This is a genomic window from Herminiimonas arsenitoxidans (assembly GCF_900130075.1).
Taxonomy (GTDB): Bacteria; Pseudomonadota; Gammaproteobacteria; order Burkholderiales; family Burkholderiaceae_D; genus Oxalicibacterium; species Oxalicibacterium arsenitoxidans.
Genome location: NZ_LT671418.1, coordinates 510,096 through 536,868, shown reverse-complemented (window position 1 = coordinate 536,868; position 26,773 = coordinate 510,096). Strand labels below are relative to the sequence as shown.

At 50.4% G+C, this 26,773-nt stretch carries 32 protein-coding genes; 11 read left to right on the top strand and 21 right to left on the bottom strand.

What is annotated here, in order from left to right:
• Positions 1–5: 5 nt before the first annotated feature.
• Genes kdpB through kdpF form a run of 3 tightly spaced genes read right to left on the bottom strand, consistent with a single transcriptional unit; the run spans position 6 to position 4,053 of the window.
• Positions 6–2,102, bottom strand: a complete 2,097-nt coding sequence (kdpB, locus tag BQ6873_RS02535; RefSeq protein WP_407928003.1) for a potassium-transporting ATPase subunit KdpB — start codon at positions 2,100–2,102, stop codon at positions 6–8.
• A gap of 58 nt (positions 2,103–2,160) precedes the next feature.
• Entirely contained in the window at positions 2,161–3,963 is a 1,803-nt protein-coding gene (kdpA, locus tag BQ6873_RS02530; RefSeq protein ID WP_076591250.1) for a potassium-transporting ATPase subunit KdpA, read from the bottom strand.
• The gene (gene kdpF, locus BQ6873_RS17950) at positions 3,964–4,053 is read right to left on the bottom strand and encodes a K(+)-transporting ATPase subunit F (protein WP_076591249.1); all 90 of its coding nucleotides are present in this window, start codon (positions 4,051–4,053) and stop codon (positions 3,964–3,966) included.
• Positions 4,054–4,389: 336 nt separating this feature from the next.
• Here kdpF and BQ6873_RS02520 point away from each other — a divergent pair, with 336 nt between their 5' ends.
• Entirely contained in the window at positions 4,390–4,848 is a 459-nt protein-coding gene (locus BQ6873_RS02520; RefSeq protein WP_076591248.1) for a nucleoside deaminase, read from the top strand.
• 121 nt (positions 4,849–4,969) lie between these two features.
• On the opposite strand, the gene BQ6873_RS02515 is transcribed toward BQ6873_RS02520, so the two are convergent.
• The 7 genes from BQ6873_RS02515 to BQ6873_RS02485 form a co-directional block, all read right to left on the bottom strand.
• Positions 4,970–5,329, bottom strand: coding sequence for a copper-binding protein (locus BQ6873_RS02515; protein WP_076591247.1), 360 nt, complete (start codon positions 5,327–5,329; stop codon positions 4,970–4,972).
• Positions 5,330–5,364: 35 nt separating this feature from the next.
• Positions 5,365–5,871, bottom strand: coding sequence for a cupredoxin domain-containing protein (locus tag BQ6873_RS02510; protein ID WP_076591246.1), 507 nt, complete (start codon positions 5,869–5,871; stop codon positions 5,365–5,367).
• 28 nt (positions 5,872–5,899) lie between these two features.
• Positions 5,900–7,177, bottom strand: coding sequence for a multicopper oxidase family protein (locus BQ6873_RS02505; protein WP_083664363.1), 1,278 nt, complete (start codon positions 7,175–7,177; stop codon positions 5,900–5,902).
• 12 nt (positions 7,178–7,189) lie between these two features.
• A complete protein-coding gene (locus BQ6873_RS02500; RefSeq protein ID WP_231949208.1) occupies positions 7,190–8,611 on the bottom strand; it encodes a TolC family protein in 1,422 nt (473 codons plus the stop codon).
• On the bottom strand, positions 8,608–8,940 hold the full coding sequence (locus tag BQ6873_RS02495) for a hypothetical protein (RefSeq protein WP_076591245.1): 333 nt from the start codon (positions 8,938–8,940) through the stop codon (positions 8,608–8,610). The genes BQ6873_RS02500 and BQ6873_RS02495 overlap by 4 nt, the downstream gene beginning before the upstream one ends.
• Before the next feature lie 101 nt (positions 8,941–9,041).
• On the bottom strand, positions 9,042–9,452 hold the full coding sequence (locus BQ6873_RS02490; RefSeq protein WP_076591244.1) for a hypothetical protein: 411 nt from the start codon (positions 9,450–9,452) through the stop codon (positions 9,042–9,044).
• 67 nt (positions 9,453–9,519) lie between these two features.
• The gene (locus BQ6873_RS02485; protein ID WP_076591243.1) at positions 9,520–9,792 is read right to left on the bottom strand and encodes a metal/formaldehyde-sensitive transcriptional repressor; all 273 of its coding nucleotides are present in this window, start codon (positions 9,790–9,792) and stop codon (positions 9,520–9,522) included.
• A gap of 72 nt (positions 9,793–9,864) precedes the next feature.
• Between BQ6873_RS02485 and dmeF the strand changes: the two genes are divergently transcribed.
• On the top strand, positions 9,865–10,800 hold the full coding sequence (gene dmeF, locus BQ6873_RS02480; protein WP_076591242.1) for a CDF family Co(II)/Ni(II) efflux transporter DmeF: 936 nt from the start codon (positions 9,865–9,867) through the stop codon (positions 10,798–10,800).
• A gap of 69 nt (positions 10,801–10,869) precedes the next feature.
• On the opposite strand, the gene BQ6873_RS02475 is transcribed toward dmeF, so the two are convergent.
• The 4 genes from BQ6873_RS02475 to BQ6873_RS02460 all read right to left on the bottom strand — a co-directional run bounded on the left by BQ6873_RS02475 (position 10,870) and on the right by BQ6873_RS02460 (position 15,264).
• Positions 10,870–11,343, bottom strand: coding sequence for a Dps family protein (locus BQ6873_RS02475; RefSeq protein WP_231949413.1), 474 nt, complete (start codon positions 11,341–11,343; stop codon positions 10,870–10,872).
• A 300-nt stretch (positions 11,344–11,643) separates the two neighbouring features.
• The gene (locus BQ6873_RS02470; protein WP_076591241.1) at positions 11,644–12,321 is read right to left on the bottom strand and encodes an alpha/beta hydrolase; all 678 of its coding nucleotides are present in this window, start codon (positions 12,319–12,321) and stop codon (positions 11,644–11,646) included.
• Between the two features lie 54 nt (positions 12,322–12,375).
• On the bottom strand, positions 12,376–13,557 hold the full coding sequence (locus BQ6873_RS02465; RefSeq protein WP_076591240.1) for a GGDEF domain-containing protein: 1,182 nt from the start codon (positions 13,555–13,557) through the stop codon (positions 12,376–12,378).
• A 123-nt stretch (positions 13,558–13,680) separates the two neighbouring features.
• Entirely contained in the window at positions 13,681–15,264 is a 1,584-nt protein-coding gene (locus BQ6873_RS02460; protein WP_076591239.1) for a glucan biosynthesis protein, read from the bottom strand.
• Positions 15,265–15,679: 415 nt separating this feature from the next.
• On the opposite strand from BQ6873_RS02460, the gene BQ6873_RS02455 reads away from it, so the two are divergent.
• Together BQ6873_RS02455 and BQ6873_RS02450 are read left to right on the top strand one after the other, a co-directional pair.
• Entirely contained in the window at positions 15,680–15,919 is a 240-nt protein-coding gene (locus tag BQ6873_RS02455) for a hypothetical protein (protein WP_076591238.1), read from the top strand.
• 221 nt (positions 15,920–16,140) lie between these two features.
• Positions 16,141–16,965 (top strand): D-alanyl-D-alanine carboxypeptidase family protein, encoded by an 825-nt coding sequence (locus tag BQ6873_RS02450; RefSeq protein ID WP_076591237.1) that lies wholly within the window; start codon positions 16,141–16,143, stop codon positions 16,963–16,965.
• Between the two features lie 46 nt (positions 16,966–17,011).
• Here the strand turns inward: BQ6873_RS02450 and BQ6873_RS02445 are convergent, their stop codons facing one another.
• Genes BQ6873_RS02445 through BQ6873_RS02435 form a run of 3 tightly spaced genes read right to left on the bottom strand, consistent with a single transcriptional unit; the run spans position 17,012 to position 19,392 of the window.
• Positions 17,012–17,308 (bottom strand): DUF6587 family protein, encoded by a 297-nt coding sequence (locus BQ6873_RS02445; protein WP_076591236.1) that lies wholly within the window; start codon positions 17,306–17,308, stop codon positions 17,012–17,014.
• A complete protein-coding gene (feoB, locus tag BQ6873_RS02440; protein ID WP_076591235.1) occupies positions 17,305–19,140 on the bottom strand; it encodes a ferrous iron transport protein B in 1,836 nt (611 codons plus the stop codon). The genes BQ6873_RS02445 and feoB overlap by 4 nt, the downstream gene beginning before the upstream one ends.
• Positions 19,141–19,152: 12 nt before the next feature.
• Positions 19,153–19,392 carry a FeoA family protein gene (locus tag BQ6873_RS02435; RefSeq protein WP_076591234.1) on the bottom strand — a complete coding sequence of 80 codons (240 nt, stop codon included), beginning with the start codon at positions 19,390–19,392 and terminating at the stop codon, positions 19,153–19,155.
• Between the two features lie 249 nt (positions 19,393–19,641).
• Here BQ6873_RS02435 and BQ6873_RS02425 point away from each other — a divergent pair, with 249 nt between their 5' ends.
• Entirely contained in the window at positions 19,642–19,860 is a 219-nt protein-coding gene (locus BQ6873_RS02425; protein WP_076591232.1) for a DUF3820 family protein, read from the top strand.
• Between the two features lie 34 nt (positions 19,861–19,894).
• Here the strand turns inward: BQ6873_RS02425 and BQ6873_RS02420 are convergent, their stop codons facing one another.
• Positions 19,895–20,557 (bottom strand): TetR/AcrR family transcriptional regulator, encoded by a 663-nt coding sequence (locus BQ6873_RS02420; protein ID WP_076591231.1) that lies wholly within the window; start codon positions 20,555–20,557, stop codon positions 19,895–19,897.
• Between the two features lie 86 nt (positions 20,558–20,643).
• Between BQ6873_RS02420 and BQ6873_RS02415 the strand changes: the two genes are divergently transcribed.
• The 5 genes from BQ6873_RS02415 to BQ6873_RS02395 are packed head-to-tail and all read left to right on the top strand — an operon-like array spanning position 20,644 to position 22,926.
• Complete coding sequence (locus BQ6873_RS02415) at positions 20,644–21,087, top strand: YybH family protein (RefSeq protein ID WP_076591230.1); 444 nt, start codon at positions 20,644–20,646, stop codon at positions 21,085–21,087.
• Between the two features lie 34 nt (positions 21,088–21,121).
• Entirely contained in the window at positions 21,122–21,373 is a 252-nt protein-coding gene (locus BQ6873_RS02410; RefSeq protein WP_157889097.1) for a hypothetical protein, read from the top strand.
• Between the two features lie 38 nt (positions 21,374–21,411).
• Positions 21,412–21,885: a VOC family protein gene (locus BQ6873_RS02405; RefSeq protein ID WP_076591228.1), complete on the top strand. Its 474-nt coding sequence runs from the start codon at positions 21,412–21,414 to the stop codon at positions 21,883–21,885.
• Between the two features lie 44 nt (positions 21,886–21,929).
• Positions 21,930–22,358, top strand: a complete 429-nt coding sequence (locus tag BQ6873_RS02400) for a YciI family protein (RefSeq protein ID WP_076591227.1) — start codon at positions 21,930–21,932, stop codon at positions 22,356–22,358.
• A gap of 40 nt (positions 22,359–22,398) precedes the next feature.
• Positions 22,399–22,926: an SRPBCC family protein gene (locus BQ6873_RS02395; protein ID WP_076591226.1), complete on the top strand. Its 528-nt coding sequence runs from the start codon at positions 22,399–22,401 to the stop codon at positions 22,924–22,926.
• A 109-nt stretch (positions 22,927–23,035) separates the two neighbouring features.
• Here BQ6873_RS02395 and BQ6873_RS02390 read toward each other — a convergent pair whose 3' ends face one another.
• On the bottom strand, positions 23,036–24,256 hold the full coding sequence (locus tag BQ6873_RS02390; RefSeq protein WP_076591225.1) for a serine hydrolase domain-containing protein: 1,221 nt from the start codon (positions 24,254–24,256) through the stop codon (positions 23,036–23,038).
• Positions 24,257–24,443: 187 nt separating this feature from the next.
• Positions 24,444–25,109, bottom strand: coding sequence for a DNA oxidative demethylase AlkB (gene alkB, locus BQ6873_RS02385; RefSeq protein WP_083664361.1), 666 nt, complete (start codon positions 25,107–25,109; stop codon positions 24,444–24,446).
• Positions 25,110–25,259: 150 nt separating this feature from the next.
• Between alkB and BQ6873_RS02380 the strand changes: the two genes are divergently transcribed.
• A complete protein-coding gene (locus tag BQ6873_RS02380) occupies positions 25,260–25,802 on the top strand; it encodes a DinB family protein (RefSeq protein ID WP_231949207.1) in 543 nt (180 codons plus the stop codon).
• A gap of 62 nt (positions 25,803–25,864) precedes the next feature.
• Here the strand turns inward: BQ6873_RS02380 and BQ6873_RS02375 are convergent, their stop codons facing one another.
• On the bottom strand, positions 25,865–26,611 hold the full coding sequence (locus tag BQ6873_RS02375) for a GntR family transcriptional regulator (protein ID WP_076591222.1): 747 nt from the start codon (positions 26,609–26,611) through the stop codon (positions 25,865–25,867).
• Positions 26,612–26,773: the final 162 nt, after the last annotated feature.

Genomic DNA, 26,773 nt, shown 5'->3' with positions numbered 1-26,773 from the left:
TGTTTTTAAACCAGATTGAGGATGCTTAAAATCATATCGATCAGCTTGATCCCGACAAACGGGACCAGAATCCCACCCAGACCATAAATCAGCATATTGCGACGTAACAGCGTAGCTGCACCAACTGCACGGTACTTCACACCTTTCAATGCCAATGGAATCAGCACTACGATAATCAAGGCATTGAAGATGACCGCAGACATGATGGCCGACGATGGGCTGCTCAACTGCATTACATCCAGCGCCTTCAATTGCGGATACGTTGTCACGAAAGCCGCCGGAATAATCGCGAAATACTTGGCCACGTCATTGGCAATCGAGAACGTGGTCAAAGAGCCGCGTGTCATCAACATCTGCTTGCCAATTTCGACGATCTCCAGCAATTTGGTCGGATTGGAATCCAGATCAACCATATTGCCGGCCTCTTTCGCCGCTTGCGTACCGGAATTCATCGCCACCGCAACGTCAGCCTGCGCCAATGCTGGCGCATCGTTGGTACCGTCGCCGGTCATCGCAACCAACCTGCCTTGCGCTTGGTAATCGCGTATCAGTTTGAGTTTATCTTCCGGTGTTGCCTCTGCCAGAAAGTCGTCCACGCCAGCTTCTGCCGCAATCGCTGCCGCAGTCAGCTTGTTATCGCCGGTGATCATCACGGTTTTGATACCCATGCGACGCAGTTCCGCAAAACGTTCCTTGATGCCACCCTTGACGATGTCCTTCAGTTCAATCGCACCCATGACGCGACCATCATCAATCACCACTAGAGGTGTACTACCACGACGCGAGATGTCATCTACCAGATGCGACACTTCTTCAGGGAAGCTGCGACCCAAGGCTTCTACGTGTTTTTTCACCGCATCGACCGAACCTTTACGGATCGCGCGATCGCCCAGATCGACACCACTCATGCGTGTCTGCGCACTGAAGTGAACAAAGCTGGCATGCAAGGCTGCGATATCGCGTTCGCGGATATTGAATTTCTGTTTGGCCAGAATCACGATGCTACGGCCTTCCGGCGTTTCATCGGCCAGTGATGCCAGTTGCGCGACATCAGCCAGTTGTATCTGTGTCACGCCTGGCGCTGGATAAAATTCGGATGCCTGGCGATTACCCAATGTGATGGTGCCGGTTTTATCCAGCAACAACACATCGACGTCGCCGGCTGCTTCTACCGCACGACCAGATGTTGCAATCACATTCGCCTGCATCATGCGGCTCATGCCTGCCACACCGATGGCTGATAACAGGCCGCCGATAGTGGTAGGAATCAGGCAGACCAGCAAGGCGATCAGAACTGTAATGGTGATCGGCGTGCCAGCCTTGGCAGCTTCGACCGAGAACAAGGACATGGGCAACAAGGTAACCGTCACGATAAGGAACACGATGCTCAATGCCACCAATAAAATCGTCAGCGCGATTTCATTCGGTGTTTTTTGACGTTTGGCACCTTCGACCATGGCGATCATACGGTCGATAAAAGCTTCACCCGGATTAACGGAGATACGCACCACCAGCCAATCGGACAGCACACGTGTGCCACCAGTAACAGCAGAAAAGTCACCACCAGATTCGCGGATCACAGGAGCCGATTCACCCGTAATGGCGCTCTCGTCTACTGACGCTACGCCTTCGATCACTTCACCATCTACCGGAATCACATCGCCGGCTTCCACTAAGACGGTATCGCCTTTGCGTAAATCGGAAGGTGAAGCAGGCAACCAGGAAGTACCGTGTTTAGGTATCGCCAGTTTTTTCGCAAGAGCGGTTTGTTTCAAGGCGCGCAGCGATGCCGCTTGTGCCTTGCTGCGTCCTTCAGCCAGCGATTCTGCAAAGTTTGCAAACAAGACGGTGAACCACAACCACACCGATGTTGCCAGAATAAAGCCTGGACTGGCTTCGCCCTGGCCGGTGATGGATTGGATAAACAGCAGCGTCGTAATGATGCTACCGACATAAACGACAAACATGACAGGGCTACGCCACTGCGCGCGCGGATTCAGTTTCTTGAACGAATCGATGATGGCTGGGCCTATCAATTTCGAATCGAACAGCGACAGGTTCTTGCGCGTCATGTTGGCTGTCTTTGGTTCTGACATACGCATAATGGATTCTCTTTAATTTGTCGGGGACAGCGCCGTATTCAGTGCTGTCCCGTAATAGTTATTTGAAAAGTTGCAGATGCTCGACGACCGGACCAAGAGCGAGCGCAGGAACATAGTTCAGCACGCCGACCAGCACCACCGTGCCGACCAGCAATACGATGAACAAGGGGCCATGTGTAGGCATCGTGCCGGCATTAACTTCGAGACGTTTCTTCGCTGCCAGTGAACCGGCAATCGCCAGCACAGGCACGATGACCGCAAAGCGTCCAAACCACATCGCAATGGCGAGCATCACGTTATAGAAAGGCGTATTGGCAGAAAGCCCTGCAAACGCGCTGCCGTTGTTATTGGCAGCCGAAGTGAAGGCGTACAGGATTTCCGAGAAACCATGCGCACCAGGATTCAAGATGCCTGCCTTGCCGGGATCCACCATCACTGCAATCGCTGTACCGACCAGTACCAAGGTAGGTGTGACCAGTATCACCAGCGATGCCATCTTCATTTCATACGCCTGGATTTTCTTGCCCAGATATTCCGGCGTGCGGCCTATCATCAAGCCAGCAATAAACACTGCCAGAATCGCGAAAATCAGCATGCCGTACAAACCGGTACCAACGCCGCCAAACACGACTTCACCCAACTGCATCAATACGGTAGGCACCATGCCGCCCAATGGCGTGAACGAGTCATGCATGGAGTTGACCGCACCACATGAAGCCGCTGTCGTCACTGCAGCAAACAAGGTCGAGGCGCTAATGCCGAAGCGCGCTTCCTTGCCTTCCATATTGCCGCCCGATTGCAATGGGCTGGCCGTCTGATCGATATTCATCGCGGCAAAACTTGGATACGCCTGCTGCTCGGCACTCATCACGACCGATGTCAGTACGACAAACATCAAGGTCATTGCGCCCAATATTGCCCAACCTTGTCGCATATCACCCACCATGCGACCAAAGGCAAAACACAAAGCTGCCGGAATCAGGAAGATCGCCAACATTTCAATCAGGTTGCTGAACGCAGTCGGGTTCTCGTAAGGATGTGCCGAGTTCGCATTGAAGAAGCCACCGCCATTGGTGCCGAGCATCTTGATCGCTTCTTGCGAAGCAACCGGGCCCATAGCCAAGGTTTGCGTTTTAGCAGTCAAGGTTTCCAGTATTGGTGCGCCTTTTTCATCTTGCATGGCCTGACCATCAGCGCCTACCTTAGGCTGCTGATACGTAATCGGATCAATCAGCGACACATCTTTATATGCAGAAAAATTCTGAATCACGCCCTGGCCCATCAACACCACAGCGACGATGACGGACAACGGCAAAAGCACGTACAAGGTCGAACGCGTCAGATCAACCCAGAAGTTGCCTATCGACTTAACCGAGCGATTGGTAAAACCACGGATCAATGCATAAATGACGGCGATACCAGTCGCTGCCGAGAAAAAATTCTGTCCAGTCAACGCCAGCATCTGCGTCAGGTAGCTCATCGTCGATTCGCCACCGTAGCCTTGCCAGTTGGTATTGGCGACAAAACTGACTGCCGTATTGAATGAAGAGTCCGGACTGACGTTGCCGAAAGCCTGTGGATTGAGCGGCAACCATGCCTGCAAACGCTGTACGCCATAGACGAAGAGCGTACCTACTGCATTGAATACCAGCAAAGCGATCGCATAGCCCTTCCAGCCCATTTCGGCGTGCTTGCTGGTGCCAGCCAGGCGGTAAAGGAAGTTCTCTACTTTTGCCAGCCAGCCCAAGCCGCGTATATCTTCATTGCCCCCGACCTTGGCCAGATAAATCCCGAGCGGATAAGACAGCGCCAACAAGACAACGAGAAAAACGGCAAGCAACATGATTGATTGCGTAGTCATTTACAAATCCTCCGCATTCAATAATGCTGCGACCAAATAAATCAGCAGGCCGATAGCAACGACCGCGCCGACGACATAAAACATGTTCATGGCCGTTCTCCCAACTTGCTGCACCCAATCGCGAATGCGAAAGTCACCAGAAAAAACACCACGATTGCAGCTAAATACACTATGTCCATCCATCTTCCCCATACAGGTTTGTGATGATTAGAAGCGTAGTCAAAACGGTCTAAAAATTTAGTAAAGACTTGAATGCGGGCTGTAAACAAAGTGTAAAAATAGAGGCGTAGAGCCGGTAAAGAAGGGATAAAGCGCGCTTAAGCTGATGAAAACGATGCAGAAAACGTTTTCCTGACAGTGGCTGTACACACTGCCCGTGTGCAAGATAAGATCGGCTATTCGCAGAACTTTAGAACAGGATTCGACATGCAAAAACACAAACAATTCTTGCGCGAAGCAGTACACCTAGCCTCGCAGAATCGCATACGCGGCGCTCGCCCATTTGGCGCAGTGCTGGTGATGGATGGAGAAATCATCTCCACTGGCGTTAATGATATTGTGCATAGTCACGATCCAACCACACATGCCGAAATGGAAGCGATACGTGTCGCCAGTCGTGTTCTGGCGCGTCCTAGCATGAAGGGAGCTGTCGTATATGCCAGCGGCCATCCTTGCCCTATGTGTCTCGCGGCCATGGTATTAACCGGCGTCGATGAGGTTTACTACGCATTTGATAACGACGATGCTGCGCCTTATGGTTTGTCGAGCGAAGTGGTTTATCAAAAGCTGCAATTGCCATTGGCTCCACCGCCCTTGCCACTGACGCGACTTGATCTTGGATTGACTGCCGCGCAGTTGTACGACAACGCATCAGACGCTTTGTAAATGCTCAAAAGAAATGGGCTTAGTCACTGATCAATGACTAAGCCCGTAAAAATGTACAGCTATCTAATCAAGACATCATCACAAGCATCTGAATAGAGCGTGATGATATGGCCTTACAAGATCATTGCGCCTCTTTAAGCTCGATCTTGGTCACGGTAAATACACCGTCTATCTTGTTAGCGACAAAGCGGATTTTGTCGCCTTCTTTGACTTGATCAAGCATCACAGGATCTTGTACGCGGAACAACATCGTCATTCCCGGCATATCCAGGTTGGCGAGCGGGCCGTGCTTGATCGTGATTTTCCCGGTTTCCTTATTGATTTTTCTTACTTCGCCTTCGCTCATTGCGCTATCAGATGCGCTGCCCTTCTCTGCCATCGCGGCATGACCTGCATGTGCGTGTTCATCTTGAGCATGCGCCGACGATAAACCAGTCCATGCGAAGGCTATCGCAACGACCATTCCAGTCAAATTTTTCATGATTTCATTCCCGAAAATTAAATAAATAGTCGCTATCAGTTGAAGAAATTACGTCTGTTTTTCTCGCCGACATGGATCTTTCCAACCATGCCCGCTTCAAAATGACCAGCGATCAGGCAGGCGAAGTCGAATTCGCCCGGCCGGTTAAAGGTCCATACGATTTCCGCATAAGCTCCCGGTTTGACATGGGCCATATACGGCGCTTCATGCTCCATCGTCGGGAATTTACGCATCATGGCAGCGTGTTCTTTCAGTTGCTCCATCGTGCCAATGACCACTTCATGCATGAGCTTGCCTTTGTTCTTCACAATAAACTTGATGGTCTCGCCTTCCTTGACCTTGATCTTGCTTGGTGTGAAGCGCATATCATCACTCATCACAAGCTTGATGGTTCTATGCGCTTTCTCTGGATCGCCGGCAATGCCGAATTCTTTTTGCTCGGCCTTGGATAGATCAAAAGCCTTTTTCTCATGCATACCATCACCATGTGCCAGCGCCAGTGAAGAGGCAAACAACAATGCAGTCAGAATAAATTTTTTCATTTTTTCTCCAAACTTTTAGTTCAATGATTCATTTCAATTCGTAAGCAACGCTACCCTTGGGATGCTTGTACCAACCGGGATCTTTATAATCGCCGGGCTTTTGGTCCTTGCGTATTTTGACCATAGAGAACATGCCGCCCATCTCGATCGGGCCAAACGGTCCGGTGCCAGTCATCATCGGTAGCGTGTTATCCGGGATAGGCATTTCCATCTCCGCCATATCGGCCATACCGCGCTCGCCCATCACCATGTAATCAGGAATGATGCGGATAATCTTGCTGGCGATATTGCGCTGATCCACACCTATCATCGTTGGCACACTGTGACCCATGGCATTCATCGTGTGATGCCCTTTGTGACAATGGAAGGCCCAGTCGCCAAGATCGGTTGCATCGAACTCGATCGCACGCATCTGCCCAACAGCGACATCGGTAGTCACTTCCGGCCAACGCGCCGATGGCGGCACCCAACCACCATCAGTGCCTGTCACTTCAAATTCATGGCCGTGGATGTGTATAGGATGATTCGTCATCGTCAAATTACCAAAACGAATACGTACACGGTCACCCTGCCGGCAAACCAAAGGATCGATGCCAGGGAATACACGACTGTTCCAAGTCCACAGATTGAAGTCCAGCATGGTGTTGATCCGTGGCGTGCTGCTGCCAGGTTCTATGTCGTACGCGTTCAGTAAAAAGACAAAGTCGCGGTCTACTTTGTACATTTCAGAATTCTTTGGATGCGTGACCCAGAAGCCCATCATGCCCATCGCCATTTGCGTCACTTCGTCGGCGTGAGGATGATACATGAAGGTGCCGGGACGTTTTGCTTCGAACTCGTAGACATACGTTTTCCCTACCGGAATGTGCGGTTGCGTCATGCCGCCCACACCATCCATGCCGTTCGGCAAACGTTGGCCATGCCAATGTATCGTCGTATGTTCAGGTAATTTATTGGTGACGAAGATGCGGACCTTATCGCCCTCCACTACTTCTATCGTCGGCCCTGGACTGGAGCCGTTATAACCCCACAAAGTCGCCTTCATGCCGGGAGCCAGTTCACGAATCACAGGCTCGGCAATCAGATGGAATTCCTTCCAGCCGTTTTTCATGCGCCACGGCGCACTCCAGCCATTTAAAGTCACGACCGGATTGTAAGGACGTCCGCTAGTTGGTGCTGGCGGCGGCATAGTCTTGGCATGTTGAATAATTTGCGCTTCAGGTATCGATGCTGCTCCTGCCTTGCTGACAAAACCGGCGCCGAGCATCGTCGTTGCGCTCGCCAGAAAATTTCTACGAGTAACCATATACATTCCTTATCAGTGTTCTGCTTGCGCAGATGGAGCTGCCGCGGCATTGCCTGCCTGCGCGCTGCGATTGCCGCCGCTACCATTGATCGCCATTTGCAAATCGGTATCAGCCAGCCAATAGTTGCGTTGTGCTTCGATGGCGGCGTTGACGGCACCAATTTGCAGACGCGCATCGACTAACAACTCGAATACGCTGGCCAGCATGCCGTTGTAGCGCAGCAGCATTTCATCTGAAATCTTTTTGCGCAGCGGCACGATCTCATCACGATAATGTTTGGAGAGATCGTAAGCAGTGCGATAAGACGTATAAGCTTCACGCACTTCCGAGCGGGCACGGATGGCGGTATCTGCAGTGCGATTGACTGCTTGCATGTAGAAGGCTTCCGCTTTGGTCGATCTGGCTGTGCCCCAATCGAACAAAGGCAATTCCAGACTGATTTCATAGCCGTTGCTGCGCGACTTGCCAGTTTCACTCTTGTTCATGTAGCCGACATCCAGCACATTGACGAAACGCGTTGCCTTGGTCAGACCGAGTGCAGTTGCAGTGGCTTCAGTATTGCTCTTGGCTATTTGCACATCCAGACGCTGCTCCATAGCTTGCACCTCAAGATTACCTACCTCTTGCGGTGCTTTCGGCAATGCCGGCAATTGTTCCGGCAGAACGAATGTAGCGCCGGCCTGCCACAAGCCCAGCATGCGCGTGAGTTGCTCGCGCGTACTGTTCACCTCTTGTCGGCTACGAGCAAGCTGTGCTGTTGTATCTGCATAGAACATTTGCTCGCGTGCGGCATCGAGCTTGTTCCAGTTACCGACCTTTTGCATGCGCTGCCCGAGTTCGGCTCCAGCTTCTGCTGCATCCTTCGCTTGCTCCATGAAGCGCGCCGTTTGCTGTGCCGCGACTGCATAGAAATAGGCACGACGCGTATCGGCAGCCAGCTTGACTGCATCGTTTGACACTTGCAGTTTTACCTGCTCAAAGCGTTGCCCTTCTATCTTGCTGCGCATAGGCATGGTCAACAAACCGATCAGATCGAACATGATGCTGCGTTCAGTTTCTTGTTCATTACCTGCGTCATTACGTAAGCGCCCGAATGAAAAACCGGGATTGCGCATGCGTCCAGCCTGCACCAGATCCGATTCAGCCACACCCAGTTCGGCCAGCGAAGCCTGCAAACCTTTGTTGTTAAGCAGCGCGATTCTGACTGCATTCTCCGCTGTCAGAGGTTGGGCAAGCAGTTCACGCACGGCTTGTTCTGACTCCGCACGTTCGCTCTCAGTTTTGATGCGTTGTGGAGCTTGGCCGGTACGTTCCTTGGTCATGGCTGCAACGCTGTCCATGCCGCCATCTTTTGAGAAACTGGCGCAACCAGTCAGTACAACAGCGGAAACGACGATCGCCATAGTACGCATAGGTAAAAATAGTGTGCTCATGGCTTATCTCCTGCGGAGTGATGCATGCCATGTCCGCCATGCGACATCGATGAGGATGGCATGGCTGGTGCATTCGCTGGCGTGTCTTTGATGTGATCGACATGCCCTTTCAGGCCACCAAGTTCATCGTTGACTGCGCGCCATACCTTGTCCGGAGGCTGTTTTTGTTCTGGTGCAAATCGGTATTGTTCAAAAGCAGATTGATATGCGGGCTGCGCTCCGCTCAAGGACGGAGCAGCCGGGTTCATCTCTGGCGGCAATGACTGAGCATGGCTGACAGCGGTAAAGGATGCGAGCACGATCAAGGGCACGCAATATGGAAGGTTCATAACATTCTCGTTTTAATGGAATGGATGCGAACAGAGCGCGCGTAATGATTACGCGTGCGCATCGGCAGGCAAAACCTGTCAAACAGGTTCAGCGCAGCAAATTAAACGAGAATAGATTTGGGCGGCCGCTTGATCCCGTCAGGGATATGGCCAAGGAAGAATGTGGCTGGAGATGAAAAAATAACTGCAGAGCCGCTGGCTGCGATAGGCAAATCCAGCGTGGCCGGAAGTGCCGCAATACCCATGCAACATGCGGCACAAGCACTGCACTTCATATTCGACGGTTGATCGAATGGTGTTTTGGAATCACTTTGCGCTGTGTGGGAAGACGTCATATCCATATCGACATGCGCATCCATGTTGCCATGATGAGCGTGCGTATCGGACGCAGGTGTCACAACACTATGATGCATCTCCGGCGCACAAGACATTTGCATAGTCGCAGCAAAACCTTGCACTGGCAGTGCCAGTACAAGCAGCCACAACATAAATGTTTTGAAAATGCGATTCATCGCGGAAGTTTAGCACGACATTTTCGCGCCGCGTTATGTGTTTCTTGCACAATTTCTCGGCTAGTCTTTATTTCAAATAAGAACGTAAAACACTGACAACTTGTTCAATGTCGTCTTGCCGTTCCTGTGCCGATGCTGCATTTTCGCCCAGGTGTTCCCTGATGTGGCTTTCCAGTACTTCGCCCATCAATCCATTTGCAGCGCCACGAATCGCAGCAATTTGCTGTAACACCGCGCCGCAATCACTATCACCTTCCAACGCTTTTTCCAGGGCAATGACCTGCCCTTTCATGCGGCGTATGCGGGCCAACAATTTTTTGTTTTCCTTAACGTGTGACATGGACGAATTCTCCTGCAAGTCTGTTTAATATATACTGGGGTATAGTATATGAAATTTTCAGGATATCCGTTCATGAGTGCATTAAATACATCCGACGATCTGGCACACGACCACATCTTCGACCGTGGCAATCCAATCGCGGAAAAGAAAACAGCGTGGGCTTTGGTACTCACGACCATCATGATGGTGGCGGAAATCATCAGCGGCTACGCCTTCAATTCCATGGCTTTGTTGGCGGATGGCTGGCACATGAGCTCGCATTCGCTGGCGCTAGGCTTGTCTGTTCTCGCTTACGTTCTGGCGCGGCGCTACGCACACGACTCGCGATTTGCCTTCGGCACTTGGAAGATAGAAATACTCGGCGGCTATACCAGTGCGATATTGCTGCTCCTAGTTGCTGCCTTGATGCTCTATCAATCGATAGAACGTCTAATGTACCCATCTGCCGTGCATTACGATCAAGCCATCGCGATTGCCATGATTGGTTTGCTGGTCAATCTTGCTTGTGCTTATCTACTGAAAGATGATCATCACCATCATGATCACAGTCACGAACATGCGCATCCTCATGAGGGACATCACCATCACGACTTAAATCTGCGCTCGGCTTATATGCACGTGATTGCGGATGCCGCGACATCTGTATTGGCGATCATCGCCTTGTTTGGTGGAAAGCTGTGGGGCGCGAGCTGGCTGGATCCGGCAATGGGAATATTTGGTGCGGCACTGGTTTCTGTGTGGGCTTACGGCTTGATTAAAGATAGCAGCCGCGTTCTTCTCGATGCAGAAATGAATGCGCCGGTTGTCGCAGAAATCAAGGAAGTCATCGCTGCCAGCCCTATTCCTGCGCGCATCAGCGACTTGCACGTATGGCGTGTGGGCAAACAAAAATATGCTTGCATACTCGCCCTTGCTGTTACTGAAGATGCCAGTCCTGAGTACTTTCGCAAGCAACTCGCTATCCACGAAGAGCTGGCGCACATCACTGTCGAAATCACGCGCATCTGATTTATTCAGGCAAAAAAAATACCTCCGCGCACGGAGGTATTTTTGGATAGCTACGACTAACGAAACAAATTAGTGACCAGTCGAATCAGCGCTACGACCTGCTTCGAACAAGAACCATGTACGTTGTTCAGTTTCGTCGATCCAGACTTCGATCAAGCTGGTGGTACCGATATCGTGATGCTCATCGCACACGCCATGTGCTTCACGCAAACGCGAAGTCAGCAGTTTGTTATCTTCACGCAATTCAGCCAGCATGTCGTTAGGTTCGACGTAATCCGCATCGTTATCCTTGATGCGTTGGGTACGAGCAATATGACCGATAGAGCGCAAAGTCATGCCACCCACTTTACGAATACGTTCTGCAATCAGATCCGTCATCGCGTAAATCTGCACAGCTTGTTCGTCCAGCAGTAGATGGTAGTCGCGGAAATGCGGACCGCTCATGTGCCAATGAAAGTTTTTCGTTTTCAGATAGAGCGCGAACACATCGGCCAGCACGCCATTCATCGCAGCAGAAATATCCTTGGTCGCTTTAACGCCCATATCGCTAGGTGTGATCAGTGGTGCACGCTGTCTGCGTTTGATCTCGGCCACTGTACTTGCCTTGGTGGCTTTCGGTGCTTTAGCAGCTTTAACGGGTTTCTTCATAAATCACTCCTCGGTTATTGCTCAGTTATTGACGGACCACATCCGAATTATTTCGGCATGCTTGAAAGTACGCTCTTGCATTTTGAACCAAGCCCCAACAAGCGGCAAGTTCAATAAATTGATTATTCAGATAGCGAAAAATGATTGGATGGCGCATCGCATCATCGGTTCCATTATTAACGCGATTAGTCTGCCTTACTTCAAAAAGAAATCGACAGCCAATGCAACGATAGGCGGCTGAATCGAGTGATTACCGTTAAATTCGACGAATTCGACTTCATAACCGGCGGCTTTCAACTTAGCCACATGTGGCCGCGCGCTGGTTTCTATCGGTAATTGTTCATCAACCAGTCCATGCGAGATAAATACCTTGGGGGCGCCTTCTTGCATGAAGACAGACATGAACCCACCAGAGAACACAATGACATGACTGACGATATCGCCATTCGTAATGCCAGTCGACAGCGAATAACTGCCACCATCGGAGAAGCCGGCAAAACCAAAATGCTCTGGGTCGATCAGATAACGCGATGCGACTTCGGCCAATGCCAGTCCCAAGCGCTGAATATCCGGCCCATTACCGCCAATCACAATATCCCATGTCGGATACAAGGATTGCGGCGTTAGTAAAAGGAATTTATTACGCTCCGCATGTTCTTCAAGAAAAGGTAAAACCTTTTCCGCACTACCACCTGCACCATGAAACATGACCAGCAAGGGAACGGCAACATTTGGCTCCAGACCAGTTGGAACATACAACACAGCATCGCGCTCCTCGGCAATACCGAGAAAATTGCGACCAGGTTGCAACGGGGATTTAGTAGGCGTCGCATGCGTAAATGCAAGGCGCCCCATCAGAGAGAGATCGATCATGGCGTAATCTTACCTTGTAGCTTGCCAATTGAAAACCTGCCGCATCAGCACTTGCTAAGCTGCAGCGGCGACACTCTCATCCATAGACTGCTCATCTGCCAGCACGCGATTGCGCCCGGAATTTTTAGCGCTATACAAAGCTCTGTCTGCACGCGCACTCAAACGATCGAAAGTTTCGCCCTCTTGCCAAGTCGCGATGCCGATACTCACGCTGTAATGGCATTCGCCAAACGTGCCGGTAACAAGATGCACCTCCGATTGTTCGCGCAAGCGTTTTGCAATGGCAAATGCACCTGCTGTATCAGTATTAGGCAGCAACACGCCGAATTCTTCTCCACCCAGACGACCCAAGGCATCGCCATCGCGCAAAGATGCGCGCGTAATGCGAGTGAATTCACGCAATACTTCATCGCCACCAGCATGGCCGTAGGTATCGTTAATGCGTTTGAAATGGTCGAGATCAATGATCAATAGCGACAATGGTCGACCAAAATTAGTCGCTCGCATGATGTGCTCACGTGCCACCTCCTCCAGCCGCTTGCGTGACAAAGCTTCAGTCAGATGGTCATGATTGGCGGCATCCTCCAGATTGGCCAGCATCGCATCATGCGTCAACATCACCGCCGCCATCGTCATGGTCGGCAAGGTCACCGCGCCGACTACCATCAATACGATATTCCAAAAGCTATTGAACATCATCGTGGTCGATGGTTCGTTCAGCGTGATGAAATAAATACCACGTATCAGTTGGCACACCGCAAAGACCAAAGGGAGGATGGCGGCGAACCAATAATTGTACGGATTGCGATGCGGAGGCTTGTAACGCAGCAGTAACACGCTGGCAGAAATACAGACCACAGCGAAGAAGATCGTCATGATCAGCACCCTTGCCGGGATACTGTTAATGGCATAGCGCCAGATGATCAAACTCAGTGCAATCAAGGCAATGCTGCCTAACAGCAGGCTCCAGCGCGACGGCTGCCTTACAAACCGCGCGCAGCCCACGTAATAATAGGCAGCCGCCAGAGCCAGTACGGAATTGGCAATGACAATGGAGATGAAATCAGGGATCAGATCGCGTAATGCCAGCAAAGGCAGCGAAATGACCACCATCAAGTTTGACGCAAACCACTCCCGTACTCCAGGCACATTAGAGCGCAGCAGCGATCCCAACACGATCGCCATGACGAGACTGAGCAACGCTGTGGTAATCAGGATCGAAGCAAGTGTCAGCATAGGCTGGTGACCAGATTATGAGGTGGAATACCTATTGTAATCTGCACCGCCAGCGAAAACTTGATTCATTGCAACATTTGCCTGATCGAATTGGCAAATGTTGTGTCACGTCAGGAGCCTGGATCAGAAGCTGCGATGCTCCGGTGGCGTCCACTGATATAGCCATGTTTCCGATAAAGGCTGACCATCCGCAGCAAGATAAAGCCGCAGATCGATAGGACCTTTGACATCATCAGGCACTTTCAAATCAAACATGGCGCGATAGCCTTTGATCTCGTGCAGCGGACGTGCAGATGTGATTTCAATCGTGCCATGCGTCGTTGAAATGATTGGCACCACCTTGACGTCTTTGCCGAGCAAAGCAAGATCACCACCGGCAAAATCAATCGCGAAACGCCACGAGAAATACGTACGCTTTTTACCAATCACACCACCTATGCCGGTGCGTGTCGCCACGACGGTAGCCGCTTTCGGCGCGACCGGTGTTTTTGCGCCCCAATGTAATTTGTAGCCGAACAACAGTTCTTGTCCTGGCTGTGGCTTGGCTTCCGGATTCCAGAAGGCGACGATGTTATCGAAGGTTTCATCGACAGTTGGGATCTCGACCAGTTGAATCGAACCCTTGCCCCAACCAGATTTCGGCTCCACCCACAAGCTCGGACGTCTTTCGTAAAACACGCCATCGTCCTGATAATGATCGAAGTTGCGATCACGCTGTACCAAGCCGAAGCCGCGAGGATTCTCGTCAGCGTACGCATTGAAGCGTAAATGTTCAGGGTTGAGCAAAGGCCGCCAAATCCATTCTCCACTGCCAGTCCACATTTCCAAACCGTCGGAATCGTGTATCTCAGGTCGCCAGTCATTGCTGATGCGTCTGTCGTTCTCACCCATCAGGAACATGCTGGTCAGTGGTGCGATACCCATGCGTTCTATCGTTTTACGCGGATACAAGGCGACATCGACATCCATCAACGTCGTCGCGCCCGGCGCGATCTCGAAACGATAAGCACCGGAAATACTAGGAGAATCGAGTAATGCGTAGACGACTAGAGAGTTCGATTGCTTGGCTGGACGCTCCAGCCAGAACTCGCTAAAGCGCGGAAATTCTTCCGGCCGCTCCATGCCGCAATCAATCGCCAAGCCACGTGCCGACAAACCGTATTGCCAATCGCTGCCAACGGCTCTGAAATAACTCGCACCTAAGAATGCTGTGATGTCACGTACCAGATCGGTATGAAAATTGACGCGGAAGCCGGCAAAGCCGAGATCCTTAGGCATGTCTTTGCCCTTCAGACCGCTCTTGCCGTAATTGAACATCTCAGGATCGTAAGCCAGCTCGACCGCTTTGCCGTCGCTTACTTCATGAATTTTGACCGACTGATTGGCATACATGCCGAGGTGAAAAAACTTGGCTTGAAAACGTAATTTATCTCCAGCCCACAATGCATGATCATCGCGATAACTGATGGCCTGATACTGATCCCAATCGAGCGACGTCACCGCAGCAGGTACAGGATTCGGTGGCAAGTGATAAGGCTTGCTAGCCAGATCACGGGCTTGGCCTTTCAACCATGCGTAATCGAATGCGACTGGCTTGCCTAAGGTTTTCAGTTTGGAAGATGTATTTGCCGCTGCATACAGCGATGGCGCATAAAATCCGGCCAGTGTGAGTGCAGCGGAAGCTTTGAGTAAATCACGACGATGCATTAGGCCCCTTTTTCTCTATATAAATACTTGTCCAGCACGGTTGGGCATAGCTAAGACAAGAACGTTCACTTTCTTGTCATTACAAACAGATTTTTCACGTCATTTCTTGCATGGTGCAGCGCTCTTTTTTGCTGATCGCAGCGATTTTGCTAGCCATGATGGATCTATACAAAGCAATTCATGCACCAACATCGTTTTTCACTCCAGCAATATTCAAAGCCTTCAGCATGGCAAATTTAATTAAATTAATTACTAATAAATCAAATAGTTATAATTCATATTAAATGTTAAACATTAATTTAAAACGAATGTAAGAATCAAATCAAGAAATGAATATTTGCCTCATATAGAGACAAACCCCGCCTTGATTCGATACTATTTGCCTCTTACCTATATTCAATCAACAGGAGTATCCATGAGCGATCAGCAGACAGAAACTGCACCGACCGAAGAAACCTATAGCAGAAGTGAAATTCTGTCTTTTTGCCGTCACCTGGGACGCACCTTGAAGGGATCATCGGATGAAAGTAATACGGCGCTCGCCATGCATCTGATGCGTGAAGCCGAGTACCTTGGAAAAAACAAGTTCGAAACTGTTGCCGATATGTTTGCAGCAGTGGCTCACACAGTTGATCCAAATCTGCCTAAGAAATAAGTTCTACTCCCTTATAAATGATCGCCTGTGCTGCACAGTGTTCACTCAAAATGTGCCGCTATGGCGATCAACAATTTGAAGAAGCTTATTCATCCTCTGAATAAAGTCTGAGCAAATTGATATCCGTTACAAAAAATAGTCTTGCCAGTGCAAGATAACCACAACCTTCCACACACAAACGACGCTATTATTCTCGCTCAAAGAAATTCACTCGAGCGTATATGATCAAGTCTCTGCTTCTCGCTATCACCATCACCGCAGCAGCATCTGCATCCGCAATGTCAGTTGGTTCCAAACATGCCATCGTGATAGACGAAAGTTCCGGCAAGGTCCTGTTCGAGAAGAATGCAACAGACATCGTACCGATTGCTTCCCTGACCAAATTGATGACCGCAATGGTGATCCTCGATGCACGCCTCGATATGCATGAGCGCATTGTGGTCAGCGAAGAAGATGTCGATACACTCAAGTTCAGCTCCTCACGGGTTCCAGTTGGTGCAGTATTGTCGCGTCACGCTTTGCTGGAGCTAGCACTGATGTCCTCCGATAACCGCGCTGCCCATGCGTTGGCGCGCACTTATCCGGGTGGCCTAGAACATTTCAAGCTGGCAGTACGCAACAAAGCGCATTTGCTGAATTTGCGTCGCACGAATATAGAAGAGCCAACCGGTCTGTCACCGTACAACACATCAACGGCAAGCGATCTGGCCAAATTAGCCCTTGCCGCATCCAAGTATCCAGACATCGAAAGAATCACGACCGTCAGTAATGACTTGATCGACGTAAACGGCTCCATGCGCCACTATCACAACACCAATAAACTGGTAGGCGACAAGAACTGGACCATCTATTTGTCCAAAACTGGTTATACACAGGAAGCTGGTCGCTGCATCATCATGCGCGTACGCACCGCGGGACGCGATGCGATCATGGTCTTGTTAAATGCTAGTGGAAGCGCAAATCGGACGGCTGATGCAAATAACTTGCATCGTTTTCTGACGAAAGAACATCGTCAGGAAGTAATGGCAAAACTAACCATCAAGTAAGTCTTGCCTAGGGTCAAACAGAAACGTCTTTGTTAGATCAAACTTCTTAAATATGCCGCTGGAATTCCAGCGGTTTTACTTCCGGCTCTGCTTCAGGGTTGGAAGCGCAAGTTGAACAAGTGCTGCATCCACTGCCGCAACCACCGCCCGCGCTTTCGCCCGGCATCAAAAAACCACCCAAACTACGCAGCAAAAAAGAACGCGACGGCTTGCTCAGCATCGTCGCCAGTGCCAATTGACGCGCGCGCATCCACTTCGGCATCAGCTTACGCAGAACGTAAAGCGCACTGAACAGTACGATCGCGCCGATAATCACTTCTTGCACAAAGCCATAAATATTCATGTCAGTGCCTTTGCAATTTGGTAAGTCAAGAATGAAGCCAGATACGCCAAACCAAACATGTAGCCAGCGGAAACCGCCACTGTACGCCAGGAATTCGTTTCGCGTCGGATCACAGCCAGTGTAGACATGCACTGTGGTGCAAACACATACCAGGCCAGCAAAGCGAGCGCGGTAGCCAACGACCATTGCGCAGCAATCACTGGGCCCAATTGCGCTGCGACAGCGTCTTCGCTACCTGACATCGCATACACAGTACCCAAAGCAGCCACAGCAACTTCACGCGCTGCCAGACCTGGAATCAGCGCAATACAGATTTGCCAGTTGAAACCAATAGGTGCAAACACAGGTTCCATCAAACGTCCGATCTGACCTGCCAAGCTGTAATCAATAGCCGGCAGCGTTGCGCCTTCTGGTGGGCCAGGGAAAGTCGACAGGAACCACAGCAAAACCGTCAGCGACAAGATGATGGTCGTCACACGGCGCAAGAAGATAAGCGCGCGCTCCCACAAACCGATAGCAACGTTGCGTACGCCAGGCATGCGATAAGACGGCAACTCCATCAGCAAGGCATGTTCGCTCTTGTCTTTGCGCATGCGTTTGATGAACCATGCCACCGCCATCGCGCTAACGATGCCCGCGATATACAGAATGAACAAAACTATGCCCTGCAAATTAAAGACGCTCCAAACCGTCGTGCTTGGGATGAATGCAGCGATCAACAAGGTGTACACCGGCAAGCGCGCCGAGCAAGTCATCAAAGGCGCAACCAATATCGTTGTCAGGCGATCACGCGGATCTTGAATACTACGTGTCGCCATGATGCCGGGAATCGCGCAGGCAAAACTAGACAGCAAAGGAATGAAAGAACGTCCGGTCAAACCAGCCTTGAACATTAAACGATCGAGCAAGAAGGCTGCGCGCGGCAGATAACCCGATTCTTCCAGCACCAGAATGAAGAGGAAGAGAATCAGAATTTGCGGCAAGAACACCAGCACCGCACCCAGCCCCGCAAACAAGCCATCGACAACCAAGCTGCGTAACAAACCATCCGGCAAGGTCGTGGCAAACCACTGTCCGACAAAAGTCACGCCTTCGGTAATGCCATCCATCAAAGGCTCAGCCCAGGAAAACACAGCCTGGAAAATAAAGAACATCACAACAGCCAAAATCGCCAAGCCAAAGACTGGATGCAAGACCCAACGATCAATTACATCATCGATTTTCGACGTTGCAGTCGGCATCGTCACTGCAGCAGCAAGGATGGTGCGCACTTGTGCGTGCAATTCAGCGGCAGTACCTTCCGTTGGAGGAACGGCTTCCGACACGACTATCGTGTCCAGATGCGCCACCAGATCTTTCGCGCCGCCGCTATGAATCGCAACGGTTTCAATCACATCCATGCCGAGCTGACGCTGCAGCTCTTCACGATCAATGCTGACACCGCGCTTGCGTGCCGCATCCATCATGTTCAATGCCAACACCATCGGGCGTCCGAGTCGTTTGACTTCAAGTACGAAGCGCAGATGCAAACGCAGATTGGTCGCATCCACCACGCAAACGATCAGTTCCGGCACGGATTCGCCAGCCCTGCGACCCAAACAGATATCGCGTGTGATGACTTCATCCGGACTGGTTGCGTCCAGGCTGTAAGCGCCGGGCAAATCCAGCAAGGTGAAGACACGACCGGATGGCGCAGTAAAGCGCCCTTCTTTGCGCTCTACCGTTACGCCGGCATAGTTCGCAACCTTCTGACGGCTACCCGTCAGTTGATTGAATAAGGCAGTCTTGCCACAGTTCGGATTACCGACAAGCGCGATACGGGAAATAGGCATGAGATTTAAAAATTAACTGGCGAGATGAATGTGCACGCGTTGTGCTTCGGAGCGACGCAGGGCAAAACGTGTGAAGCCAATTTGCACTAATAAAGGATCAGCGCCGATCGGACCACGCGCCACGATGCGTACTGGTTCGCCTGAGACAAAACCGAGTTCGCGCAAACGCTTGGCAATCGGGTCATCGCCCGCGATATTCACGACGTCATCGACCACTGCGGGAGTAAAGGGAAGGAGTTCTGAAAGATTCACACAAAGCCAATACAAATAACAATGATTCTCATTATATTCCAATTTCTCAGAGAGGATGGGCTATGCCGTGATTTTCAAATACATGTTTACTATTCTGCTTGCCTGTTCGACAACGAGAAAGCTCATACACATTTCAGGAAGGCATCGAACGGTCTCTTATTGCCATCTAAAATAAATTCGCTGCAGCAAAAAATACGCATGCCGTCTATCATGCGCGATCAATATCTCAACGAATCTTGAACACAGTCGATGCAAGCAGAACACTTACAGCTCTTAGTCACTCGTACCATGCCTTACGGCAAATACAAAGATCGCTTGCTGGCCGATTTACCGGGGCATTATCTCGGCTGGTTTGCGCGCGAAGGATTTCCATCCGGCGAGTTGGGTAGTTTGATCGCGTTGATGTATGAGCTTGATCACAATGCACTCAGACATTTGCTTGATCCTTTGCGCACGCCTAAATTTTAGAATTACTCTTCTATCTGCACGCGCCTATCTTTACTTAGCCCCATCCACGCGCTAGCGGCATCCCGTGTTCCACCATGTCGATCAGACGCTGCCCTACCGCTTCCGCCTGCTCGTTGTTCAGGCTGCGCAAAGGTCCGTCTATCGATAACATCGCCAGGCCATGAACAGCGGACCACGCAAGAAATTCTGCCCCTGCTCGTCGCTCATGAGCCATCGCACCGGCCGCCACCAATTCATCCAGCGCAGAACCCAGTAATTGAAACGGTGTAAGTCCACTTTCACCCGCCATCGCTGGCGTCTTCGCCTGCTGCAAATCTTCATGCACCGAAAACGCGGTACGGAACAGGCCCGGCTCAGCCCGCGCAAAACGCAGGTAGCCGGTACCGACTGCACGTACATGCGCCCGTGCCATATCGACGGCGTTGCCTGTATCCACACAAGCCTTCATCTCTGTCTCTATTGCCAGTGCCAGTTGCGATTGTGCGACATAGCACACCGCCTGCAACAGGGCATTGCGATCGGCGAAATGCCGGTACGCTGCATTCGGTGCTACTCCGGCCTGCCGCGTGGCTTCACGTAATACGACTGCGGTCGGCCCACCGACCTGCGCCAGCTGCGTTCCCGCCTCCAGTAAAGCCCGGTACAAATCCCCATGGCGGTAAGTCTTGCGTTGCGGAACTACTATTTTTTTCGTCATCTTGAATAAATGTGTACGCCGTACACTAGTTGTACTATTATTTATGGACACTGTACACAATAACTACCTTCCATAGGAGAAACAGTATGAGCCAGGAGACTAAAACTACCTCAGCAGAAGCAGAAATCCGCGCACTTCTTGATAGCTGGTTGAAGGCCGTCACCACCGGTGATCTCGACGCAACCATGGCGCACTATGCCCCCGATGTCATCGCCTACGATGCCGTTCTTGCCTTGCAATTCAAGGGTTCGGATGTATACAGAAAGCATTGGCAGATGTGTATGACTATGTGTTCCGAGATGAGCTTCAAATTTCATGACATACATATTTCGGCTGGCGATGATGTGGCATTCAGCCATTGCCTTAATCTCTGCGGTGGTAAAGACAAGGACGGCAAGGAAAACACTTCATGGATGCGCATGACGACCGGATATCGCAAGATCAACGGCAAGTGGAAAATCGTACATGAACACTTTTCCGCACCGTTCGATATGGAAAGCGGCAAGGCACTCTTCGATCTGCAACCATAAGACAGCTCCTGCTTACGCGACTACAAACATAGTCATGACACTTTCATCTGACGCAAAGACACTAAACGAAACAAATGCGCGTAGCGCGCAAGCAGAGCAGATGCGCGAAATCGAGTATTTACAGATGATCGAGCGCTTCGATCAATTGTGGGCATCCGCAACATCCGAGCAAGATCAAGAGGAAATGCAAAGATTGATCATCTTGATAGAGCAACACGAAAAGAAACGAGAGATTCCAGCAGAACCAGTCAACAAACTGCCTGAACCGAGAATCCAGACTGCATGAACAAGGGATCATTCGCTTGATATACGAGGAGAACAACCATGAACAAGCCACCAGTCAAACCGATTCCGGAAGGAATGCATAGCATCACTCCGCATCTGGTTTGCGCTAATGCCGCTGATGCCATCGAGTTTTATAAAAAAGCCTTTCATGCGACAGACGCCGCCATTTTGCCCGGCCCAGGCGGCAAGATCATGCATGCGCATCTGCGCATAGGCGACTCATCAATCATGCTGATGGATGAGTACCCTGAGTTCAGCGCGCTCGGGCCAAAGTCGCTTAAAGGCAGCCCAGTCACCATACATCTGTATGTGGAGAATGCCGATGCCGTCTTCACACGCGCGATTGCAGCAGGAGCAAAAGCGAAACATCCTATGGAAGATACTTTCTGGGGCGACCGTTATGGCGTGCTGGAAGATCCGTTCGGCCATTCATGGTCCATCGCCACACATATACGCGATGTGAGCCCGGAAGAACTGCAGCAAGCGGCCAAGAAAATGTGTCCGCAAGAATAAGACGAAAACACAAATAACAATCATCACTAAACAGGAGCACAAGCATGCGATTCATGATCATTATTAAAGCAGACAAAAATTCTGAAACTGGCGCCATGCCGGATGAGCAACTCTTGACTGAAATGGGCAAGTTTAATGAAGAGCTGGTGAACGCCGGCATCATGCTATCCGGCGATGGCTTGCAGCCAAGTTCAAAAGGAGCGCGCGTCAAATTTTCCGGAGACAAACGCACAGTTGTTAACGGCCCCTTCCCTGAAACCAAAGAACTCGTTGCCGGCTTCTGGATCTGGAAAGTGAAATCGAAAGAAGAAGCCATCGAGTGGGTCAAACGCTGCCCGAACCCAACCGGTGCCGAATCGGAAATTGAAATCCGCCAGATATTCGAAATGGAAGATTTCGGCGCAGAACTCACTCCGGAATTGCGCGAACAAGAAGAGCGCCTGCGCACCAAACTAGAAGCTGGCCAAGTCTGAATCCCAATAACCCACACCTCCCACCAAGCCGGAGCCTTATATGTTCAAAATCCTCGCCATTGTCGTCGTAGTCATACTCGCCGCTATCCTTATCTTTGCCGCAACCAAGCCGGATACTTTCCGCGTCGAGCGTACGACCACCATCAAAGCAGCTCCGGAAAAAGTGTTCGCACTCATCAACGATTTGCATAGCTGGACCACATGGTCGCCGTATGAGAAAAAAGATCCAGACATGAAACGTACGCATAGCGGCGCAGCCAGCGGCAAAGGCGCGATTTATGAATGGGATGGCAATAAGAATGTCGGCAAGGGACGAATGGAAATCACTGAATCATCGCCACCATCGCGGATCGTGATCAAACTCGATTTCCTGTCACCATTCGAAGCGCACAACACGGCGGAATTTACTTTGCAGCCGCAAGGCGATTCCACGCAAGTGACGTGGGCAATGTATGGCCCGGCCAACTATATGTCGAAACTGATGAGCGTATTTTTCAGCATGGATAAAATGGTCGGCGATGATTTTGCCATCGGCCTTGCCAATCTGAAGGCAGCTGCCGAGAAATAAAAACTATTCGTTTTATCCTATCGATGAAGCGAGCTGAGTATCTGCAAAAAAGCCCACCATTATTTCTAATGGAGGGCTTTTTTTACTGATCGGCCATCAATTCTTTATCTTAATTTCTCAGCTTTTCAACTACCGCGGCCAAGAAATCAAGATCCTCTATCGTATTTCTACCCGTAGGCTTGGAACGAGCACTTAACGCAACAACCACGACCTTCTCCTCCTGATTGATATACAGATATTGTCCATGAATGCCTCTACCCATGAATGCCTGTTCATGCACCTTCCCGGCGTCAGGTTTCATCGTCCACCATTGATAGCCATATCCATTCTTGCCGGTGACACCGCTAATTGGCTTTGCAGTCGTTGCTTCGGCTAGCCAATTATCCGGAACAATTTTTTTACCATTCACTTCTGCACCGTTGAGAATGAATTGTCCGAAGCGTGCAAAGTCACGCATCACAGCGAGAATGCCGCTACCACCAACCTCATGACCATTTGGAGAGTCCAGCCACCAATAAGCATCCGCCTGCATTCCTACTGGAACCCACACCTTCTTAGAAAGATAGTCTGCCAGGTGCATCTTAGTTGCGGCCTGCACAATTTCACCAATCAATACCGTTTCACCAGTACTGTAATTAAAGTTTTTCCCCGGCTCAGAAGCTTTGGGCAAGGTTTTCAGAATATCAAAAATACCGCCCTTCTGATTGCTTGCAATTTGCAGCTCCAGCAATTTCCTGCGGTCCGAGCTTGGGTCAGTATAGGTTTCATTCCACTTCACTCCAGAAGCCATCATGAGCACATCCTTGATGGACACATCTTGATAAGCGCTGCCAGCAAGTTGCGGCAAGTACTTCACTACCGGATCGTCCACACTGCTGATATAGCCATCTTTAATTGCAGCACCAACCAACGTAGACACGAAGGATTTTGCTACCGACATGGACATCCATCTTGTATCTGGTTTTAAACCGTAATCGTAGTGTTCATAGGCGATCTTGCCATCCTTCAGCACGAGTAAGCCAACCACTCGGTTTAAAGCTACATAATCTGGCAAATCATATTTCTTCCCCTCTGAGGTGAAAGTCAAAGAAGTTAATTGCTTGTCACTCAAAGGCAGCGGAGATGGCTTGCCTCCCGCCTTAATCACGCGTGTCGGGAAAATTTTATTGGTGTTTTGATAGGTTCGAACAGCTTTGTCTGGATAAAGAGAGCCATCGTAAATTTCGCGAGCCGTACCAATATCAAGCTTGGTGGGCGGGTTGGCAAAGCTGCTTGGAGTGAAGGTCGTCGAAGCGACAAGTAGCGGGATTAAACCAATTAACTTTTTCATGATACGTCTCCTGTCATTGTTTTTTTAACTTTTAGGGTGCAGCAAAAATTCAAACAATTGCTGTAGAGAAGCTCTTGCAGTAGACAAGAAAAACCAATCACCGCAACCGACTGTACTCTAAAAAACATCTCATAAAACAATTTCAGACGACTAACTTCATACGCTTTTTAGCGTATGTTTAAATTGATCAACGTGCTTTGCGCAAGGTCAGATTGATGCGATGTTCACCAAGCAAGGGATGGCTTGCCATCTTCAATGGCAGAACGCCGTGATAACGAAGTCTGCCTGCTCCTCCCCACACCACCACGTCGCCATGCGTTAAAGGAATCCGCATGGCTTTATCTTCGCGCCTCATCCCGCCAAACAAAAATACGGCTGGGATGCCAAGTGAAACAGAAACAATGGGCTGACTGAAATCCCGCTCATCTTTATCCTGATGCAGCGACATGCGCGCACCAGGATCATAGCGATTGATCAAACATGCATCCGGCTCGAAATTCTCAAATCCGGCTTGCAGCGCAGCACTTTGTGCCAATGCAAGAAAGACATCCGGAATGGACGGCCACTTCTTGCCACTCTCCGGATCAAGCGCATCGTAACGATAGCCACTTCTATCGGTGACCCAACCATAGTGACCACAGTTCGTCATCGCTACCGACATGCGAAAACCGCCGGGTGTGTTCATGTGCCGTAACGGCGCTTGCATGATCACGTCTTCAACAGCTTTTAACAGCTCATTCTCAGCCGACAAAGCGTAGCCGCGCAGCACCACCGCGCCGACACATAGCTCTTCACGCCAAGTTCGCCCCCGCTCTATTTCGTCAAATAAGTCCAAATCCAAACACCTATCCATTCATCCGCCACACCTGCGAAGTCACACAACATTATGACTCTGCACAAGAACTCTTGCCGATGTACCGCAAAGCAACCATCAGTCATAGACACCGGTATATATTCACGGTTCTGACTGTAACTTCTCGCACTTTTTAGGAGTGATGAGGTATTGTTTTATACGCAATTTTTAATGCAGGTGCTTATGTCCGTTACTAGAAATATTCGAGTACTCACACGTTACAGCGCATGGGCAAATTTGCGCCTATTCGATTTACTCAAGACCCTGCCAGCTGCGGAAGTTAATGCCATACGAAAAACTGGATTCGGCAGCATACTCAATACTTTGAACCATTCTTATGTCGTCGATCTCATCTGGAAGGCGCATTTGGAGAGCAAACTTCATGGATTCACATCACGAATTACAGAGCTTGTACCTACCTTCCCGGAATTATGCAGTGCTCAAACCGAAATCGATGTGTGGTACGTGAATTATGCAGATACTCTTTCTGAGCAAATGCATGATGAAGCTGTTGCGTTCAATTTCGTAGATGGTGGATCGGGAATCATGACACGGGGTGATATGTTGCTTCATGTTGTTAACCACAAAACCTATCATCGGGGATATGTCGCTGATCTCCTGTACCAAGTTGGTTCCCGCCCTCCGGTAATGGATTTTCCGGTCTTCCTGAGAGAGGATCCGCCGACATTGTGAAAAAGCGTTCAGACACCGTGAAATCTATTTGACCGATGCCCTGACGCAGAAACACAGCCCGATCAGACTGCAGAAGAAAAGCTACAACTCGCGACGAATTCGTAACGTTCAGGCCGTATATAGAAGACCGAGTAATCACAGCATGCGCCGCTGACCGATGTGGATGTCCGTGTCATCACCAACACGGCGCTGCCGGTCTTCACTTTCAAGAGCTTGCCCAGTTCGCGATCCGCCAATTGCGCACCTATCGACACGTCTGCGCGCGCTACACCGCGCCCATCGAGACTCTTGAGGATCGCGTAGTTAGGCTGACGCTCTGCCTCATTCCAATCCATCGCAGCAACTGGTGCCGGCAAATAACTGGCGCCAACGGCAATCGGCTCATCGTCGACCAGATGCAGGCGCTGCAGAAAGGTACATTCCTTCACCTTCTTGCCAAAGCGCTCCGTTAATTGTTCCGGCACCGGCACCAGGTCCAGCGCCAGCAATTTCATCTTTGGCTTCAAGCCTTGCATCAATAGCGAATCATGAAAGCTGCGCAAGGCATCCAGTGCATGCCGCACCTGCTTGCCAGCCGCATACGTACCTTTGCCCTGCTTACGCTCGACAACACTCTCTTCTTCCAGTCGTCCCAATGCCAAGCGCACGGTGACGCGGCTGACGCCGAAGCGTTCTACCAGCGCTGCTTCCGATGGCAGCTTGCCGGATGGCTCAAACGCACCTCCCAGCACCTCTTCACGCAATTGCGCAGCGATTTGCTCATACATCGAGGTGACGTTCTTACGGATCAAAGTATCACTGGCATGCATGCGGTTGACTCAATATTCATTGTTAGTAGTAAAGGAATAGCGATTATTCACGATAGATCGCTGCCTGACAAAAAAGAAAACGAATAAGGATATGCAAAAGTCTTCGTTCGCCTAACTTGTATTAATACGTATTATGACAAAAATCCTGACAAGCAGCATGCT